At 38.7% G+C, this 17,944-nt stretch carries 17 protein-coding genes; 14 read left to right on the top strand and 3 right to left on the bottom strand.

Features of this window, described 5'->3' with window-relative positions; all coding sequences use genetic code 11:
- Window positions 1–38 precede the first annotated feature (38 nt).
- From DR017_RS04015 to nagB, 7 genes are all read left to right on the top strand, one after another.
- A complete protein-coding gene (locus tag DR017_RS04015) occupies window positions 39–401 on the top strand; it encodes a hypothetical protein (protein ID WP_002682357.1) in 363 nt (120 codons plus the stop codon).
- Window positions 394–2,010, top strand: coding sequence for an McrB family protein (locus DR017_RS04010; RefSeq protein ID WP_002682359.1), 1,617 nt, complete (start codon window positions 394–396; stop codon window positions 2,008–2,010). The genes DR017_RS04015 and DR017_RS04010 overlap by 8 nt, the downstream gene beginning before the upstream one ends.
- Window positions 1,991–3,322 carry an McrC family protein gene (locus DR017_RS04005; RefSeq protein ID WP_040362041.1) on the top strand — a complete coding sequence of 444 codons (1,332 nt, stop codon included), beginning with the start codon at window positions 1,991–1,993 and terminating at the stop codon, window positions 3,320–3,322. Before DR017_RS04010 ends, DR017_RS04005 begins: the two co-directional genes overlap by 20 nt.
- 365 nt (window positions 3,323–3,687) lie before the next feature.
- On the top strand, window positions 3,688–4,422 hold the full coding sequence (locus DR017_RS03995) for a porin family protein (RefSeq protein ID WP_040361984.1): 735 nt from the start codon (window positions 3,688–3,690) through the stop codon (window positions 4,420–4,422).
- The gene (locus DR017_RS03990; protein WP_002682152.1) at window positions 4,422–5,585 is read left to right on the top strand and encodes a VWA domain-containing protein; all 1,164 of its coding nucleotides are present in this window, start codon (window positions 4,422–4,424) and stop codon (window positions 5,583–5,585) included. Before DR017_RS03995 ends, DR017_RS03990 begins: the two co-directional genes overlap by 1 nt.
- A 325-nt stretch (window positions 5,586–5,910) precedes the next feature.
- On the top strand, window positions 5,911–6,597 hold the full coding sequence (locus tag DR017_RS03985; RefSeq protein ID WP_002682147.1) for an LOG family protein: 687 nt from the start codon (window positions 5,911–5,913) through the stop codon (window positions 6,595–6,597).
- 208 nt (window positions 6,598–6,805) lie between these two features.
- Window positions 6,806–8,749, top strand: coding sequence for a glucosamine-6-phosphate deaminase (nagB, locus tag DR017_RS03980; RefSeq protein WP_002682146.1), 1,944 nt, complete (start codon window positions 6,806–6,808; stop codon window positions 8,747–8,749).
- Window positions 8,750–8,831: 82 nt separating this feature from the next.
- On the opposite strand, the gene dnaJ is transcribed toward nagB, so the two are convergent.
- The 3 genes from dnaJ to DR017_RS03965 all read right to left on the bottom strand — a co-directional run bounded on the left by dnaJ (window position 8,832) and on the right by DR017_RS03965 (window position 11,769).
- Complete coding sequence (gene dnaJ / locus DR017_RS03975; protein ID WP_002682159.1) at window positions 8,832–9,950, bottom strand: molecular chaperone DnaJ; 1,119 nt, start codon at window positions 9,948–9,950, stop codon at window positions 8,832–8,834.
- Between the two features lie 10 nt (window positions 9,951–9,960).
- Window positions 9,961–10,491, bottom strand: a complete 531-nt coding sequence (locus DR017_RS03970; protein ID WP_050772821.1) for a nucleotide exchange factor GrpE — start codon at window positions 10,489–10,491, stop codon at window positions 9,961–9,963.
- 417 nt (window positions 10,492–10,908) lie between these two features.
- Window positions 10,909–11,769 (bottom strand): helix-turn-helix transcriptional regulator, encoded by an 861-nt coding sequence (locus tag DR017_RS03965; protein WP_002682148.1) that lies wholly within the window; start codon window positions 11,767–11,769, stop codon window positions 10,909–10,911.
- 94 nt (window positions 11,770–11,863) lie between these two features.
- Here DR017_RS03965 and DR017_RS03960 point away from each other — a divergent pair, with 94 nt between their 5' ends.
- From DR017_RS03960 to DR017_RS03930, 7 genes are all read left to right on the top strand, one after another.
- On the top strand, window positions 11,864–12,235 hold the full coding sequence (locus DR017_RS03960; protein WP_002682154.1) for a DUF2493 domain-containing protein: 372 nt from the start codon (window positions 11,864–11,866) through the stop codon (window positions 12,233–12,235).
- A gap of 343 nt (window positions 12,236–12,578) precedes the next feature.
- Window positions 12,579–12,878 (top strand): hypothetical protein, encoded by a 300-nt coding sequence (locus DR017_RS03955; RefSeq protein ID WP_002682137.1) that lies wholly within the window; start codon window positions 12,579–12,581, stop codon window positions 12,876–12,878.
- Window positions 12,879–12,952: 74 nt separating this feature from the next.
- On the top strand, window positions 12,953–14,227 hold the full coding sequence (locus tag DR017_RS03950; protein WP_040361988.1) for a hypothetical protein: 1,275 nt from the start codon (window positions 12,953–12,955) through the stop codon (window positions 14,225–14,227).
- Window positions 14,228–14,272: 45 nt separating this feature from the next.
- A complete protein-coding gene (locus DR017_RS03945) occupies window positions 14,273–14,860 on the top strand; it encodes a hypothetical protein (RefSeq protein ID WP_232501570.1) in 588 nt (195 codons plus the stop codon).
- 277 nt (window positions 14,861–15,137) lie between these two features.
- Window positions 15,138–16,349: a hypothetical protein gene (locus DR017_RS03940; protein ID WP_002682150.1), complete on the top strand. Its 1,212-nt coding sequence runs from the start codon at window positions 15,138–15,140 to the stop codon at window positions 16,347–16,349.
- Window positions 16,350–16,401: 52 nt separating this feature from the next.
- Window positions 16,402–17,184, top strand: a complete 783-nt coding sequence (locus DR017_RS03935; protein ID WP_002682141.1) for a hypothetical protein — start codon at window positions 16,402–16,404, stop codon at window positions 17,182–17,184.
- Between the two features lie 25 nt (window positions 17,185–17,209).
- Window positions 17,210–17,629, top strand: a complete 420-nt coding sequence (locus tag DR017_RS03930; RefSeq protein ID WP_256587533.1) for a hypothetical protein — start codon at window positions 17,210–17,212, stop codon at window positions 17,627–17,629.
- The last annotated feature ends 315 nt before the right edge of the window (window positions 17,630–17,944 follow it).

Genomic DNA, 17,944 nt, shown 5'->3' with positions numbered 1-17,944 from the left:
TGTGGCTCGAACCGTCATTTGTAATTCATTTGTTATGTATGATTGAAAAAGACTATCTGAAACGCCAAATCGACCGTTTCTTTGAGGAACTCACTGCCCTACTAAACCCCAAGGCAGGCAAAGAAGAAGAACGCAAACATTTAGACCTGCTGGCTGAAAAATACACCCAGCACCATCTCACATACTTCTTTAACACCCCCACCGAAACCCTCCTTTCAGAATACGAAAACGATGCCGAGGCGTTAGAAATCATCTCCGAATTGCTCCTCCAATCCACCAACGAGCCCGCAACCCTACAGAAAACCGCCCACATCATCAAATATGTAGATGCCGTCAGCAAAGACTTTTCATTTAGGAGAAAAAACAACTTAGAAAAAATTAAACAACTCAAATATGAATAACGATTACAAAAATTTCAAGCAATTATTAGAGTATTTTGTGGCGCACTTAGAGTATTGCGTTACAAATAACAAACACAATAGAGGTTATGATAAATACATCAAACCTTTTGAAGAAAGTGGTAGCTTTAAATGGAGTGGTTTTGGTCGTAAAGAAGAAAAAATACAAAACCAAGTCAAGAATTGGGAAAACTATCAAAATGGTAGAATTACTATAAATATATTAGCTTCTTCTTATACCAATAGAGGTAGTTACCTAAATTGGATACACACTTCAATAAATGTAATTGCTGTTTGGCAAAAGGATGCTAATAGTATTGAATATCTAAGAATTGTAAAAAACTCATATCCTATTACAAATGCAGAAGAAGTTTTGACTGTTAGTGTACAAAAATTAGGACTCTTTGATGATCAAGAACCCAATGACAAGTTGAAACACTTTTTTGATAAATTTAATGAGTTGATTATGGAAGAAAAAGGAAAAGGAAAAGTCTTTCAGTATGTTCAAAAACTAAAAAGCTCTAAAAACATCATTCTTACAGGTGCCCCTGGTACTGGTAAAACTTTTTTAGCTAAAGAAATAGCTAAACAAATGATAGGGGTAGACGATGAAGCTTTAGCAAAAAGCCTTCAGTTTGGCTTTGTACAATTTCATCCTTCTTACGATTATACCGATTTTGTAGAAGGTCTCCGCCCTACTAACGACGACAATGGAAATGTCGGTTTTGAATTAAAAGACGGTATTTTCAAAAAGTTTTGTAATAATGCTGTTTATGGCAAAACCTTTGAAGAGTTATACTCCAAATTTATGGAAGATTTGTTAACTCCCATACCACGTAAAACTAAACAAAATAGGGATTTTATCCTAAAATCTAATGGAAAAAATAGCTGTATAGCAATTCCTGAAACAGGAGCTAACACAACTATTTACATCACTAAAGAAATGATAAAAGAGTATCTCTATGATCAAATAGAAAGACGTTATCCTTCTTATTTAGTTCCAATTGCTAAATATTTTCAAGAAGAATATAACTTTACCCCTGAAAAAACTGAAAACAACAAAAACTACATTTTTGTAATTGACGAAATCAACAGAGGCGAAATCTCTAAAATTTTCGGAGAGCTCTTTTTTAGTATCGACCCTACTTACAGAGGTGTAAAAGGAGCCGTCAAAACTCAATACACTAATATGCAAGGTGATGATGTGTTTTTCTACGTGCCCGAAAACGTCTATATCATCGGCTGTATGAATGATATCGACCGCAGTGTCGAAAGTTTTGATTTTGCTATGCGCCGCCGCTTCACTTGGATAGAAGTTACTGCCGAAGAGAGTGCTATAAATATGGGACTAACTGAACCAATAACAAAAGCTATGACAGGACTCAATGAAGCTATTGAGAAAATAGCAGGCTTCAGCAGTGCTTATCATATAGGAGGTGCTTATTTTCTTAATACTGATGGCAATTGTATTCAAGATGAAGAATTAGAAAACGTATGGGATTATCGCATAGAACCTTTACTAAAGGAATATTTACGTGGTATGCCTAATGGAAAAGACGAGTTAGAAAAATTAAAAAATGCTTTCTTTGGTAATGAGGATAACGGACAATAATTATAAGGGAAAAGAGCTTAATTCTCAGTATATAGAAGACCTAACGCCTATTGCCAATCATAGTATAACACACTTAGTGTGTGAAAATCCTAATTTGTTAGTTTTTCCGCAGTCTTTAGAAAAATATCTCAACAAACCTATTTTCAATATTGAAGGAGACAAGTTGTATACTAACAACATAATGGGATTTGTAGGGCGTAACACAAGTAAGGTTACTATCACTTCCCGTTTTGCTAAAGATGATAAGAATGATTTCTTTTTGCACTGTATGTTGCAAAAAGTATTAGCTACTAACATCTTTAATTTTGAACAGAGCCCTAACAACGAAGAAACTATTTGGGATTTTTGGCTCTACTTATTCCCTTATTGCTTAAAAAAAGCTTATGCACAAGGGCTTTATAAAGCTTACCAACGCAAGCAATATAATGATGCAAATGTAAAAGGAAGTATAGATGTAAAACGTCATCTACTTAAAAACCTACCTTTTGCAGGCAAAATAGCTTATACAACCAAAGAACATAGCTACGATAATCCTTTATCGCAACTCATCCGCCATACTATTGAGTACCTAAGAACACATCCTATAGGCAATGCCTTGCTGAATACAGATGCCGAAATGCGCACTATGGTTAGCCAATTTGTTTTTCACACTCAAAACACCTATAACAAAAATGCTCGGCGTAAAGTGATAATGGCAAACGCCAAGCCCTTTGTACATCCTTATTTTACAGAGTATGCTCCTCTGCAAAAAATATGTTTAAACATCCTAAACCACGAAAAACTGACATTCGGCGAAGAAAAAGATAAAATATATGGACTTCTTTTTGATGGTGCTTGGCTGTGGGAAGAATACCTAAACACTTTTTTAGATGAAGATTTTAAACATCCTGAAAATCTCAAAGGCAATGGAAGAGAATACCTTTTTAAAAAAGGAAAACAACCTATCTACCCCGATTTTATCAGCAAAAGTGGTTCTCCCAAACTTGTAGGAGATGCTAAATATATACCTTTAGATAAGCATAAAAGTTATGGAGAAGATTCAGAAAGAGCTATTAGCATCTACTACAAAACGATTACATATATGTACCGTTTTGAAACAAATAGAGGTTTTCTACTTTATCCTTGTAGCAAAGAAGATAGCGACAAACCATTTTTTTCTGAAGAACTCTATATAGACGGGAATGCAGAAAATAGAATTTTAGAAAAAATAGGATTGCATATTCCTCAAGAAACTGAGAGCTTCCAAGAATTCACAAAGAAAATAGGTAATAATGAACAAGCCCTAAAAGAACACCTTTCTAAAAATCATTAAGTCAAAGAATTTATATACTCACAAAACAATTCACCGTCAGGTGAAAATTCGTAAAATTCGTAGGAGTTTTCACTTTGGCAAACTTCGCAAAATCGTAAGCGTAGCAACAAAATCCTAAAAAGCATCAAAATCCGTTTTATCTGTGCAATCCATGGGAGTCTCCTCCCTCCCATTACTCCCATTACTCCCACCCCCCTCCGAGACCTTCAGAGTACCTCCTAGATACTCCCTCCCATCCCCTCCCACTGCTCCCACCGCTCCCACCGTTCCCACCGCTCCCATCTCCCCCTCATATTTCGTCATTCGTATTTCGTAATTCGTAATTATTTCATATCTTTGCCAAAAAATATAATCCAAAGAAAAAAATGAACAAACTAAATATCATTCTTTTACTCCTCCCCCTCTTCACTTACGCTCAAGAAGATAGTGACGACGGATTGATTGCTACTTCTCAAGGCGCAACCTCCACGCTAACAACCATCGACAACCGTTATTTAGAAGATCAATTCTACGTTGGTCTCACCTACGATTATCTCGCTGGCAAAGCCAGCAGTGTTGTGCAACACAACCTCTCCCACGGCATCCACTTAGGTTTCATTCGCGACCTCCCTATCAACCAAAAACGTAATCTTGGGTTCGGCATAGGGTTAGGCTATGCTTACGATGTGGTGTATAACAATATGGTAGCCAATAGAAACTCATCAGGAGTTGTGAGCTACGAAATCGTTGAACACTTCCGCGATTTCAACATCAGCAAAAACTACTTCAAAACTCACGCTATCGAAATGCCCTTAGAATTCCGCTTCCGCACTTCCAACCCTACATCTCACAAGTTCTGGAGAGTATACGCCGGAATGCGATTCTCTTATCTTTTAGGAGGCAGAAGCCTATACACTGCGAACGATATCGACACCTCTTTCCAAAACCCCGATATTGCTAAAAAATTTCAGGTAAAAGCCTTTGCTGCTTTTGGCTATAATGCACTGAATTTCTTCGTGCAGTACAACCTCTCACCTTTGCTAAAGGACGTAAAAACCACCGATGGCACAAGCCTCAGCTCTAATGTATTACAAATAGGTCTCATCTTTTATATACTCTAATGGACGAAAATATCACACGCTGGCGACTCATCTTGGGTCAAGACGCAAATGCTTTGGGCGAAGTATCGCTCAACGAACAACAATCGCTGATGGACGCTACCCTCGCCGCCCTCTACGACGACACCGAGAACAATGGCAACGGCGGCGGCAAACGCTCGGCTGGCTTGGGCAACTCCGCTCCTAACTTAGCCAAGTGGCTCACCGATGTACGTTCCTTCTTCCCCCCCGATGTAGTGAGCGTCATTCAAACCGATGCTATCGAACGCAAAGGACTCACCAAATTGCTCTTTGAACCCGAAACCCTCAAGAACGTAAAGCCCGACATCTCTATGGTGGGCACCCTAATGGCACTCAAAGACCAGATTCCTGCCAAATCCAAAGACACCGCCCGCGAGTTAGTCAAAGAAGTCGTCAATGAGATAATGAAACGTATGGAGCAAGACCTCCGCCGCGCCGTTACGGGCGCTCTCAACAAAAAAGCACATACCCCCATCGCCAATTTCTCATCAACCGACTGGAAACGAACCATTCAGCGCAACCTCAAAAACTACGACACCGCCACCAAGCGCATCATACCCGAAAAATTCTATTTCTTTGAACGCACTCAAAAACAAAAAAACTGGACGGTAATCCTCGACATCGACCAAAGTGGGTCTATGTGCGATTCCATTATCTACTCATCAGTAATGGGCTCTATCTTTGCCAGTATGCCAGCCCTCGACACTCACGTAGTAGTGTTCGACACCGAAATAACCGACCTCACCGAAGCCTGCCGTCAAGACCCCGTCGATATGCTCTTTGGCGTGCAATTGGGTGGAGGAACCGACATTAATAAGTCTGTGGCATATTGCCAAACGCTCATCGAGAACCCCCGCAAAACGATGTTCATCCTCATATCCGACCTCTATGAGGGAGGTGTGCGCTCCGGACTACTACGTCGTCTAAACGAGATGCATCAGGACGGCGTAAAAGTATTGGTACTCTTAGCCCTTTCCGATAGCGGTCGTCCCGATTACGACGAAAAACTTGGCAAGGAAATCAGCAAACTCGGCATCGCCTGTTTCGCCTGCACCCCCGATCGCCTCCCCGAGCTCGTTGAAAATGCTCTCAAAGGCAACGACCTTAAAAAATTTGAAAGTAAAAATAATGAATCTATAAACTAATTTGCTAATTCTCTAATGTCCAAATTTGTTAATTTTCCACAGCTCCTCTCCGAGCCTCTCTGAGACCTTAGATTTTTCACTTTTCACTCCCTTCGCCGTCAGGCGAAAATTCGTGCAAATTCGTGAAATTCGTGGGCAAAAAACTCTCGCAGCCCCAGCTGCCTAACATCACTTGGCATTCGTCACTCAGAAATTTTCAGAGTCCCTCTGAAAACTCCATTGATTACACTGATATTCAATATTTTTTCCGGCTATTCCCCCTTCGGGGAAGTCTGCGAGAGCAGAGTATGTGGGGGCTATCTTTTAACTTTTAATACTTAATTCAATGAAAAAACATTCTAAAGTTTGGAACGAAACCAAAACACACGACTCTTGGTCTATTTTTAAAATAATGGGCGAATTTGTCCAAGGCTATGAGCAGATGAGCTCCATAGGACCCTGCGTATGCATTTTCGGGTCAGCCCGTATCAAGCCAGGCACCCCCTACTACGAACTCACCGTACGCATCGCCCAAAAAATAGTCGACGAAGGTTTTGGCATCATCACCGGTGGAGGACCCGGCATTATGGAAGCCGGCAACAAAGGCGCACACCTCAACAAAGGCGTATCTGCCGGACTCAACATCGACCTCCCCTTCGAGCAAACCAACAACCCTTATATCGACCACGACAAGAACATCAAGTTCAACTATTTCTTTGCCCGCAAAGTAATGTTCGTCAAGTATTCCAAAGCCTTTGTAGCGATGCCAGGCGGTTTCGGCACCCTCGACGAGCTTTTCGAGACCCTCACCCTCGTACAAACCCATAAAATCGACAAAATCCCTATCATTTTAGTAGGCACCGATTATTGGGGCGGACTTGTAGAGTGGATAAAATCAATATTGTCAGAAAAGTTCAACAACATCAGTCCCGAAGACCTAGATTTATTCCATTTGGTAGACACCGAAGATGAAGTCATCAAAGTCATTGAAGACTTCTATTTCAACAAACATCAATTAAAACCAAATTTCTAAAAACACTAACTTTGCTAAAGCGTACTTGCTTTAGCAAAGTTTTTTATTTTTATCAAGTTATTTAAAAAGCGTATATAAAAACTTCCGCCTTTTAACCATAAAAAGAATTAAAATAAAATGTTAATTTTTTTTGTATAAATCATAAAAAAGATATACCTTTGCAGGGTTCAAAACTGAAATTTATTATAACATCATTTATCAATAAAAAATGAGAACACATATCAGAAAAGAAGTTTCATCAATCGCTCATCAGCCCGCCGGCTCCGTTGAGGAAACTCGCTTCGAGAAAATCCACAACATCGTTTTCTCGAACTCCGTAACCGCTTCAATTAGTGTCGCACACGAAATCGCCGACCTTATCAAAAAGAAACAAGCCGAAGGCAAAAAATGCGTATTAGGTTTAGCCACTGGCTCCTCCCCTGTAAAAGTCTACGACGAACTCGTGCGTATGCACAAAGAAGAAGGTCTTAGTTTCAAAAACGTAATTACCTTCAACTTAGACGAGTATTATCCAATGGAAAAACAGGATATACAAAGTTATTGGTACTTTATGCACGAGCACCTCTTCAACCATATTGATATCCCTAAAGAAAATATCAATATCCCTGATGGAACCGTATCTCACGACGAATTAGAAGCCTACTGCGCTAATTACGACAAAAAAATCCAAGATTGCGGCGGACTTGATTTCCAACTCCTCGGTATCGGTCGTACCGGTCACATCGGCTTCAACGAACCTGGTTCTAACCGCAATTCTGGTACCCGCATCATCACTCTCGACCACATCACCCGTTCCGATGCCGCCGAAACCTTCCACGGCATCGACAATGTGCCTCGCCAAGCCATTACAATGGGTATCCGCACCGTGTTAAAAGCTCACCGCATCGTATTGCTCGCTTGGGGTAGCAGTAAAGCCTCTATCGTAGCCAAAGCCGTAGAAGGTGATATCACTGCCGAAGTACCTTCAAGCTACCTCCAACTTCACGAAAACACTACTTTTGTATTAGACGAAGAAGCAGCCGCCGATCTTACTCGTATCAAAACCCCTTGGCTCGTTACCGATGTACAATGGAACGAAGACCTCAAAGCAAAAGCTATTGTTTGGCTTTGCGAACACTTGGGTAAAACAATCCTCAAACTCACAGATTCCGATTACAACGAGTACGGTATGTCCAAACTCTTGGCAGAATCAGGTCCTGCTTACGATTTGAACATCGCTATGTTCAACCGCTTGCAACACACCATCACAGGATGGCCAGGTGGTAAACCTAATGCCGATGATACCAACCGCCCTGAACGCGAACATCCTCACAAAAAACGCGTAATTATCTTCAGCCCTCACCCCGATGACGATGTAATTTCTATGGGAGGTACTTTCGATCGATTAGTTTCTCAAGGTCACGAAGTACACGTAGCTTACCAAACTTCTGGTAACTTTGCCGTATCCGACCACGAAGCGCTTAAATTCGCCGAAGTATTCAAAGATATAGCCAAAGAAAACAAAACTGAAGTAGCTGTAATCAACGAGATTATTAGCAACATCACCAATAAAAAATCCAACGAAATCGATAGCCTTCTCGTACGCCAACTCAAAGGTAACATCCGTCGCCACGAATCGTTGGCTGCTACACGTTATGAAGGAGTGCCCGATAACCAAGTACACTTCCTCAACTTGCCTTTCTATGAAACAGGGGGCGTGAAAAAGAACCCTATAGGCGAAGCCGATATCAAAATCATTATGGATTTGATTGAAGAAGTAAAACCTCACCAAATCTATGCTGCAGGTGACCTCGCCGACCCTCACGGAACTCACAAAGTATGTCTCGATGCTATCTTTGCTGCTTTGAAGAATTTAAAACACAAAGATTATATGAAAGACTGCTGGGTATGGTTATACCGCGGAGCTTGGCACGAATGGGACATCCACGAAATCGAAATGGCAGTCCCTATGAGTCCAGCACAAGTGCTCAAAAAACGTCAAGCCATCTTCTTCCACCAATCTCAAAAAGATGGTGCTATGTTCCAAGGAGACGACTTGCGTGAGTTCTGGCAACGCGCCGAAGCTCGTAACAGCGAAACCGCTCGTCGTTACCGCAATTTAGGCTTTGCCGACTATGCCGCTATCGAGGCTTTCAAACGTTACTTCTTCTAAGAAGGATACGCCTTAAAATACAAAATAAAAAGGGACTACCTGCGTAAGGTAGTCCCTTTTTAGATTTAACAAAATCTATAACCTATGAAAACATTTCTTTTACTTTCTCAAAGAAAGACTTATCGTGCTTATCGGGTTTAGGACTGAAATGCTCATCCTCCTGCATCTTTTTAAAGAAAGCCTTTTGCTCATCGTTCAAGTTTTTAGGAGTCCATACATTCACGTGAACAATCAAATCACCCGTTGCGCGTCCTTGCAAGCTAGGAATACCTTTGCCACGCAAGCGCAATATCTTGCCCGATTGTATGCCTTCTTCTAATTTGATGCGCACTTTGCCCGTTACTGTATCTATTTCCTTACTAGCTCCTAGAACAGCTTCAGGGAAACTGATATACAAATCGTAATGCAAATTATCGCCTTCGCGTTTGAGCGTTTCGTGTTCTTGTTCTTCAATAAGAATCAAAAGGTCACCAGCAACACTGTTCTTCACAGGAGCTTCATTACCCTTTCCATTCATATTCAACTGAATGCCATCCATTACACCCGCAGGAATATTGATAGAGATAGTCTCTTCAATAGTTTTCAATCCTTGAGCATCGGTATCGGCACCGCGTTTATCAATCACTTCACCAGCACCACCACAAGCCGAACAAGTAGAGGCAGTTTGCATCATACCGAGCATTGTGTTCACTTGTCGTACCACTTGTCCGCGACCATTACACGTTGGGCAAGTTTTATAAGTTGTATCTTCAGCTTTTACTTTGCGGCGTACTTTTATTTTCTTTTCAGTACCTTTTACAACATCTTCCAAGGTAACTTTCACACGTATACGCAAGTTTTCACCTTTCACATATACCTGCTGACTGCCGCCACCAAAACCGCCAAAACCACTAAAGCCACCCGAAAAATGACCACCAAATATATCACCAAACTGACTGAATATATCGTCCATTGAGAAACCACCGCCTCCCATACCGCCTTCAAAGGCAGCGTGACCAAAGCGGTCGTACTGAGCCCGTTTGTTCTCATCGCTGAGCACCTCGTAGGCTTCAGCAGCTAATTTAAAATTCTCTTCAGCTTCTTTATCCCCAGGATTTTTGTCGGGGTGGTATTTTAATGCTTGTTTGCGGTATGCTTTTTTTATTTCGGCAGCCGTAGCTGTTTTCTGTATTTCTAATATTTCGTAGTAATCTCTTTTCATTTTAAACTTCTTATTGTGCTACCACTACTTTAGGAAAACGTATCACTTTATCACCTAATTTGTAGCCCGCTTGCACTACATCCACTATTCTACCTTTATATTCAGGCGATGGAGCAGGAATGAGCGTAATTGCATCGTGAATTTCACTGTCGAACACATCGTTAGGAGCAACGTCCATACGCTCTAAACCTTTAGATTTTAGCGTGTTTATAAGTTTGTTATAGATGAGTTTCACCCCTTCAAGTGTATTCTCATCTGCTGTTTTAGAGAGTTCCACCAAAGCACGGTCAAAATCATCTACTATAGGCAACATAGCTGACAAAATGTCCTTTCCAGCAGTAGCTATTAATTCTTCACGTTCTTTAATAGTTCTACGGCGGTAGTTATCAAACTCGGCAAACAAACGCAAATAGCGGTCTCTTTCCTTGTTGAAATACTCATCCGTTTTTTCAGGTTCGTTGGGGTCTTTATACATAATCTGCTCTTCCTCAGTAGGTTCTGAAGTATGAGCAGGTTCATCTTCTAATGGAGGCTGTTCCATTGGTTCTTCCTCTGTTTCAGGTTCTTCTTCAAACTCTTCATCCTCAAAAGATTCTTCAGGATCCTCTTCTTCTTCAGGTTGCTCTTCTTCAGAGTCTTCTTCTTCTGTTTCAGGTTCTTCCAATTCTTCTCCTGCTTCAGGTTCTTCTTCAAAAGAGTCGTCGTCATCTAAATCAAAAGGCATTTCGTCCTCATTGAAGTCATCGAAGTCCTCATCTTCAGGAATTTCCACTGTTTCGTACATATCCTCTTCAGGAGTGTAATCCACAGGGTCTTGTTCAAATTCAAAATCGTCTTTGTTAATATCTTCAGTACTCATAATGATTCTTATTAGGTTTATTTCGTATTTTGATAGCAAACAATTTGCCATTTACAAAAACAGTGCCATTTTGGCAGTTTGAGCCACTCGTACAATTGCTTACCTCCACTCTACCCTACTGCCGTACGATTGTATTTCTTTCACAAAATCGGGAGTAATTTTCAAGTGCAGTTTGAGCACAATTTCATCTTCAGTTTCACCCATCAGCTCTTGCGAAGGGTGCAAAGGCATCGCTTTGAGGTATTCAGCAGGGTTAGGCACAAAAGGCGAGTCGGTAGGTAACTTTTTAAAGGCGAGCACCACCTCTTCAGCTTGCGTACGCTCGTTGTCTACCCACGCCCCAAAACTATCGTCAAAAAAGTGCTCTACGCCCTCTGGTACAGGATGCTGAAACTTCACTCCCCGCTCATCGTCTAAGTGCTTAATTCTATCCAAGCCAAACACCCGCAACGCTTCTTTCTCCACATCCCACGCCAGCACATACCAGCGTCTTTGCGCCTCTTTCAGCAAATAAGGCTCTATCGTGCGCACCACCGGCTGTTTGTTTTTATCCCAAAACTTATAGTAATGCAACGCTACCTGCCGCTTTTCTTTGATAGCCCTAAGCAGCGGCGACAAATATTCCGTACCCGCAGGTAAGCGCTTTTCAAACTGAATCACCTCTGAAAGATTACCGTAATTCTGCAACGCTCTAAACACATCAAACGCCTCTAATAGATTTTGAGTATAGAGGTCGTTATCTTCGGTGATTTCGTAGGCTTTAAGAGAGTTGTTATACTCAATTTTTATATGATAGATTTTCTCAATATCTTGTTTATCACGGAGAAAAGTACGATCAGTAAACGCCTCAACATCGCTATATTCCTCACTCTTTTCTAAAGCCCTTATCAAATCTTCATACGAATGAGGTTTCATACGCAGGCGTTCCACAATAAAACGGTGTCTTAAAAACTTCTTCATCTCATTATTTTTTGCAAATATACAAACTTTTTCTTTGAGCGACAATTTTTGTCGTTCTTACTATCGACTTTTGCCCCAATAAATAACGATTTATATGAATATAGCCATTGTTGGGGGACGTGATTTTAGCGATTACCCCCTACTGAAAGAAAGTATTTTAGCGTATATCAATACGCACGAAAAACCCGAAAACATCGTATCGGGTGGTGCTAAAGGAGCCGACACCCTCGCCGCACAATTTGCTGCCGAGATGGGTATTCCTCTCCTCGTTTTCAAACCCGACTATCAAAAGTATGGACGTGGGGCTACCCTTGTGCGCAACACTCAAATCATCGAAAATGCTGAAGTGGTTTTTGCCTTCTGGGACGGACAGTCAAAAGGCACTAACGACAGCATTAAAAAAGCCAAAAAGCTTGAAAAAGAGCTACATATCATCAAGTATAAACAAAGTATTTTTACCTCTTAACTAAAAAAACAAGGCAAAAGGACGCACATATTATTTTATTTTGTATATTTGCTGGCAGAAACTCATAAAACATATTTTATAGTAAAAACCAGATAAACACAAAATAAACATATTAGTAGCGTTTCGCTTTTATTTTCTAAGCTCGAAATACGACCAATTTTTCAATAGTGTACAGAAAGTAAAGACGGAAGCGTTCGCGTATGCGGGCGTTCCTTTTGCTTTACACTATGCCTTTGGTCGGGCAACGAGCTAAGTAAAACGGGATGCCCGCAAACTATTTTTGTAAAACATTGGGAAAGCCGAAAACCATATAGAGTAGGCAAGAACTAAAAACTATAATAATATGATTTTAAAAATTGTAAATGGAAGATTAGATCTTCTCAGTGATTCAGGAGGTCGTATCAGAACGATTGCGCAAAGCAATGTAATTGACGCTGCTCTCAGCGATGATGAAAAATCTGTTCTAATCACCTACAGCAATGGTAGAACAGATCTTTGCAACGATTCTGGAGGACGCAAATCTACAGTTGCAGAAAGTAATGCTGTAAAAGCTATTTTCCACAAGTCGGACATACTCATCACCTTAAAAAACGGAGATATGGAACTGAGAAACCAAAATGGTGGAAAGATAAGAAGCTTTTAATTTACATTTCACAAGGAGTGCAAGCCTATAATAAACTTAGGCTTGTTACTCCTTCTAAAAAAAATTTAACAACAATGAAAATACAAAATAACGGTTTAGAAAATTACCCTAAAACCCCTTATGCTCCTAAGGTAGAACCCAATCTTTTCTTTGCAGGCAAAAAAGTAAAAACGTCCTACAAAGAGTACGAGGCACTCATAGGCAACAACAACAGCGTTCGTTTAGGCAAATTTAAAAATAATGCCGCTGTTAGCCCTAAGGAGATCAGTAGTCTTGTCGAGGAATATCGTGATATGGCAAGAGAGTTGAAATATAAAAATTTTTTTGATGAAAAATCAGAAACATTGTACGATAACATATTATCCTCCAGAGATTGTGAATGCTTTTGCTTTGTAACTACTTACAACGAACAGGGGTTAGTAACAAGTTACGAAGTAGACGATTTTGTGTTTGTTTTCAAATATAACGAGCAGCAACAACTCACCGAATGGACTGCTACTATTTCGGGGCAAATACCTTGCACACGAAATTACTTGTACAACAAAAAAGGTCTGCTTTGTAAAATTATAGATAAGCTCCCTACAGGTATTTTTAAAGAGTATTTATACGACGAAAAAGGCGATATGGTAGTCGTTATAGAAAATGGAGAAAATTCTGAAGAGTATAAATATAAGTACAACTCAAAAGGTGAATTAGTAAGCTTAAAATGCTATCGAAATGAGAAATTTAGGCAGGAAGATTTGTTCCTATATGATGAGAGAGGCAATAAAACACTATTTTGTTCTTTCGGCGAAGAAAACGAGAAAGACGAAAGAGAAAACGAGCGAAAAGTTTTCATCAATTCGTACCAAAATGGATATCTTGATAAACAAGAAATTTTGTACTACGAAAATGGGAACAAGGATTTTTTATTCTTTGACGAGCAAGGCAACCTAATTAAAAAACAGCACTTTGAAATCAAACATTACCGAGGTTTTGAGCTACTAAACTGTGTTTCCTACAAATATTTTGACGGTAAGGCAGAGCGCACTGATATTAACAAAGATTTGTACAAAGAGGTGATCGTTTGCAAAGACATTACCTACAAAGAAGACTCTTACTGCGGAGGATGGACGTCTTTTAGGAGATTTTCCGATAAGACAATACATAGAGAATATAATGCACGCAAATACTATTCAATTTTGTTCAGTGACAATATTTTTTCTTATGTCATATACGATAAAGAAGGCAATGAGATAAGAAAGTTCGTCCGTACTTATCTTACCAATGGAGAAAGTGAAACTATTTTCTATAAAAACGGTACTCCTGACTATATCCTTAGAAAAGAGTGTAGTGTAGTGGAAAATTAATGCTTTTACACAGAAAAAGAATACAATATTAAAAACTTAGATTATATGTATACACAGCATTTTAAAGAGGCAGTAGCCTACTGCAAAGCCAACAATCTATTTGTAGGGTATGGCAACCCTAACGGTAAAGTTTTAGTAATTGGCAAAGAAGCCGCACACATTGGCAAAGAAGAGACTACCGAAAATTTAGAAAAGAAGAAAGAAGAGCTCTTCCATAGTAATGTATCTCAATGGGAGCACATACTCTCTACCAATGAAGTGCCTAACTACGATGGTGAGCGCCCCATCTCTCACGAAAATCCCTTATATGCTTATGGCAATCAGTTTAACAAAAGGGATATAAGAAAAAAAGGAAAACCTTACAATGGTGGTACAAGTAGCACCTATTTAAACTACGAAAAACTCTACGAACAGCTATTTTTACAGGGAGAAAAACTTGAGAAAATCAATTTTCAAAAAGAGTTTTTCATCACCGAGTTCAGCGACTACCCTACTAAAGAAAGCTACAAAAATGAGGATATAGAAGCCCTTAGAAAACAGTCTATAGAAGAGCGTAAACCTCTCTTTGCAATGCCTTTTTTCAAGGAGTTTTCTATTCCAATGATTATCCAAAACATTACCAAATTGACTTAGAACGAACTTTTGATGTCGTTTTCCAAAAAGAAATAAAAGTAGGAAGAGACCGATATTTCTTACACTTTAGTAAGGATAACAAACATATTCTTATCCACACCCGCCAATTGAGCAACAGCTTCTCTAAAGAGCTTATTCCTGCTATTGCTGCTGAGGCTAAAAAGTTTTTATAACAACGAGTTATGTCTCTTTCTGTTGATAACTTTGCCCAAAAATAAAGAAATACTGGGGAAGCTGAAAACCATATAGAGTAGGCATGACTTAAACACTCATAACGATGAAAATTAAAAACAATGGTTTAGAAAATTATCCTAGAAGTCCTTATATCCCTAAGGTAGAACCCAATCTTTTCTTTGCAAACAAAAAAGTAAAAACATCCTACAAAGAGTACGAGGTACTCATAGACAACAACATTGGCTTAGGCAAATTTAAAAAAAATGTGGCTGTTATTCCTGAGGATATCATAAACCTTATCAAGGAATATGATGATATGGCAAGAGATTTTAGAACGAAAAAATCCCTTGATGAAACGACCAAAACATTGTGGCATAACATATTATTTTTCAGTGGTTGTGAATGCTTTGTAACTACTTATAACGAACAGGGGTTAGTAACGAGTTACGAAGTAGACGATTTTGTATTTGTTTTCAAATATAACGAACAGCAACAACTCACCGAATGGACTGCTACTATTTCGGATCAAATACCTTGTATATACAGTTTTTTGTACAACGAAAAAGGTTTGCTCTATAAAATTACAGAAAAGATCCCTACAGGTATTTTTAAAGAGTATTTATACGATGAAAAAGGGGATATGGTAGCTGTTGTAGAGGATGGATATATTGATGAATACCAATACAGCTACAATTCAAAAGGTGAATTAGTAAGGTTAAAACACTATCTAAATGAGAAAGTTCAGAATGAAGATTTGCTTCTGTATGATGAGAGGGGCAATAAAACACTATTTTGTTCTTTCCGTGAAGAAAACGAAGAAGACGAAGATGAAGATAGGCGAAAAGTTTTCATCAATTCGTACAAAAATGGACATCTTGCCAAACAAGAAATTTTGTACTACGAGAATGGAAACAAGGAATTTTTATTCTTTGACGAACAAGGGAATATAATTGAAAAACAATACTTTGAAATCAAACCTTACCAAGGGTTTGAGCTGCTATACACTGTTTTCTACAAGTACTTTGATGGTAAAGTAGAGCGTACTCAAATTAACGAAGATTTTAAAGAGGTCATTGTCTGTAAAGACATTGTCCACGAAGAAGATCCTCTCTGTAATAAGAGAAGGTATGATAGACATAGGTACAATTTGTTCATCGACAAGTTATTTTCTTATGCCCTATACGATAAAAATAGTGATGAGATGGAGAGATTTGTGCGTACTTATCTTACTAATGGAGAAATGGGAACTGTTTTCTATAGAAATGGCACTCCTGAATATATCGTAAGAAAAGAATGTACTATAGTAGAAAATTAGTACATTTGCAAACGTTAAAAAAAAATCAAAGGCAATAAAAAACTTAAATTATATGTACACACAAGCATTCAAAGAGGCAGTAGCCTACTGCAAAGCCAACAATCTATTTGTAGGGTATGGCAACCCTAATGGTAAAGTTTTAGTAATCGGCAAAGAAGCTGCACACATTCCCCAAGAAGAGACTACCGAAAATTTAGAAAAGAAGAAAGAAGAGCTCTTCCAAAGTAATGTATCTCAATGGGAACACATACTCTCTACCAATGAAGTACCTAACTACGATGGTCAACGCCCCATCTCTCACGAAAATCCCTTATATGCTTATGGCAATCAGTTTAACAAAAGGGATATAAGGAAAGAAGAAAAACCTTACAATGGTGGCACAAGTAGCACCTATCTAAACTACGAAAAACTTTACGAACAGCTATTTTTACAAGGAGAAAAACTTGAGAAAATCAATTTTCAAAAAGAGTTTTTCATCACCGAGTTCAGCGACTACCCTACTAAGGAAAGTTACAAGAGTGAGGAAATAGAAGCCCTTAGAAAACAGTCTATAGAAGAGCGTAAACCTCTCTTTGCAATGCCTTTTTTCAAAGAATTCCCTATTGTAATTGTTGCAGCCAATGATTATCCAAAACATTACCAAATAGACTTAGAACTAACATTTAATGTAAAATGGGAGGGAAAAACAACAGAAGTAGGTAATAAAAATTGGTATAACTTACATTTTAGTAAGGACAACAAACGTATTCTTATTCATACTCGGCAATTAAGCAATGGAGTTAGCAATGAACTTATTACTGCTATTGCGAATGAGGCTAAGAAGTTTTTAAAGTAAAAATTAATCTTAAAACTATTAGAAAATGAGTGATAGTATCAGAACAAAAGAAGAAATGTTTGATAGTTTGATAAGCATTATCAAATCAAAAAGATTTAAAAGAAAATTAGCTAAACTCAACGACAATTTTTTTAACCTAAAACAAGAACTCCACATCAGAGATCTATTGTTAGCTCTTTTCAACAAGTATCATAGTCAAAAAGGAGTCAGAGCCATAGCGGAACACCCTCGCTTAGAAAAAGAGAAAACTACAAGAGAAGAACGAACCTCCTACACCCGCGTTGATTTATCTTTAGTTGACGAAAATTTCCCTAAAAATCCTTTTAAAATAGAGTTAAAATATCATTTCCCTAAAGATAAAGGAGGTTTTTCAGAGTACCAAGAATCTATTCAAAAACACTTTGAAAATAGAAATAGTAATGGATTTATAACTCATTGTTTGTGACAGCGACAAAGATTTAAGAAAGAAGTTTGAAGAAAGATGGGATGTTGACACTATATTTCCAAAGTTATCCAAGGAAGATAACATCTGGAAAGAAAATCTTGAAGATAAGTTTAAGAACACTGCTGATTCTCAAGCTTATTTTTTTGAAATCACCATAGAAAAACCTTTCAAAACCACTTATCACTTCTTTATCTTAGAAAGGAAATAATAAAACTTCCTACAAAGCAAAAAAAACTCCCCAAGCATAATGCCTTGGGGAGTTTTTACTTATTATCTTTTCTATTTGTTCAATTCATCATAATTCACAATAAAAAA

The organism is Capnocytophaga sputigena, from assembly GCF_900446695.1.
GTDB lineage: Bacteria > Bacteroidota > Bacteroidia > Flavobacteriales > Flavobacteriaceae > Capnocytophaga > Capnocytophaga sputigena.
Note: the sequence above shows the minus strand (reverse complement) of the source record. Positions and strands in the feature narration are given on the sequence as shown.

Coding starts and splice junctions, on each gene's coding strand:
- nagB (WP_002682146.1), top strand. CDS start 6,806: ATGAGAACACATATCAGAAAAGAAGTTTCATCAATCGCTCATCAGCCC.
- DR017_RS03990 (WP_002682152.1), top strand. CDS start 4,422: ATGGACGAAAATATCACACGCTGGCGACTCATCTTGGGTCAAGACGCA.
- DR017_RS03970 (WP_050772821.1), bottom strand. CDS start 10,491: ATGGAACAGCCTCCATTAGAAGATGAACCTGCTCATACTTCAGAACCT.
- DR017_RS03950 (WP_040361988.1), top strand. CDS start 12,953: ATGAAAATACAAAATAACGGTTTAGAAAATTACCCTAAAACCCCTTAT.
- DR017_RS03960 (WP_002682154.1), top strand. CDS start 11,864: ATGAATATAGCCATTGTTGGGGGACGTGATTTTAGCGATTACCCCCTA.
- dnaJ (WP_002682159.1), bottom strand. CDS start 9,950: ATGAAAAGAGATTACTACGAAATATTAGAAATACAGAAAACAGCTACG.
- DR017_RS03965 (WP_002682148.1), bottom strand. CDS start 11,769: ATGAAGAAGTTTTTAAGACACCGTTTTATTGTGGAACGCCTGCGTATG.
- DR017_RS03930 (WP_256587533.1), top strand. CDS start 17,210: ATGAGTGATAGTATCAGAACAAAAGAAGAAATGTTTGATAGTTTGATA.
- DR017_RS04010 (WP_002682359.1), top strand. CDS start 394: ATGAATAACGATTACAAAAATTTCAAGCAATTATTAGAGTATTTTGTG.
- DR017_RS03995 (WP_040361984.1), top strand. CDS start 3,688: ATGAACAAACTAAATATCATTCTTTTACTCCTCCCCCTCTTCACTTAC.
- DR017_RS03955 (WP_002682137.1), top strand. CDS start 12,579: ATGATTTTAAAAATTGTAAATGGAAGATTAGATCTTCTCAGTGATTCA.
- DR017_RS04005 (WP_040362041.1), top strand. CDS start 1,991: ATGAGGATAACGGACAATAATTATAAGGGAAAAGAGCTTAATTCTCAG.
- DR017_RS03985 (WP_002682147.1), top strand. CDS start 5,911: ATGAAAAAACATTCTAAAGTTTGGAACGAAACCAAAACACACGACTCT.
- DR017_RS03935 (WP_002682141.1), top strand. CDS start 16,402: ATGTACACACAAGCATTCAAAGAGGCAGTAGCCTACTGCAAAGCCAAC.
- DR017_RS03940 (WP_002682150.1), top strand. CDS start 15,138: ATGAAAATTAAAAACAATGGTTTAGAAAATTATCCTAGAAGTCCTTAT.
- DR017_RS03945 (WP_232501570.1), top strand. CDS start 14,273: ATGTATACACAGCATTTTAAAGAGGCAGTAGCCTACTGCAAAGCCAAC.
- DR017_RS04015 (WP_002682357.1), top strand. CDS start 39: ATGATTGAAAAAGACTATCTGAAACGCCAAATCGACCGTTTCTTTGAG.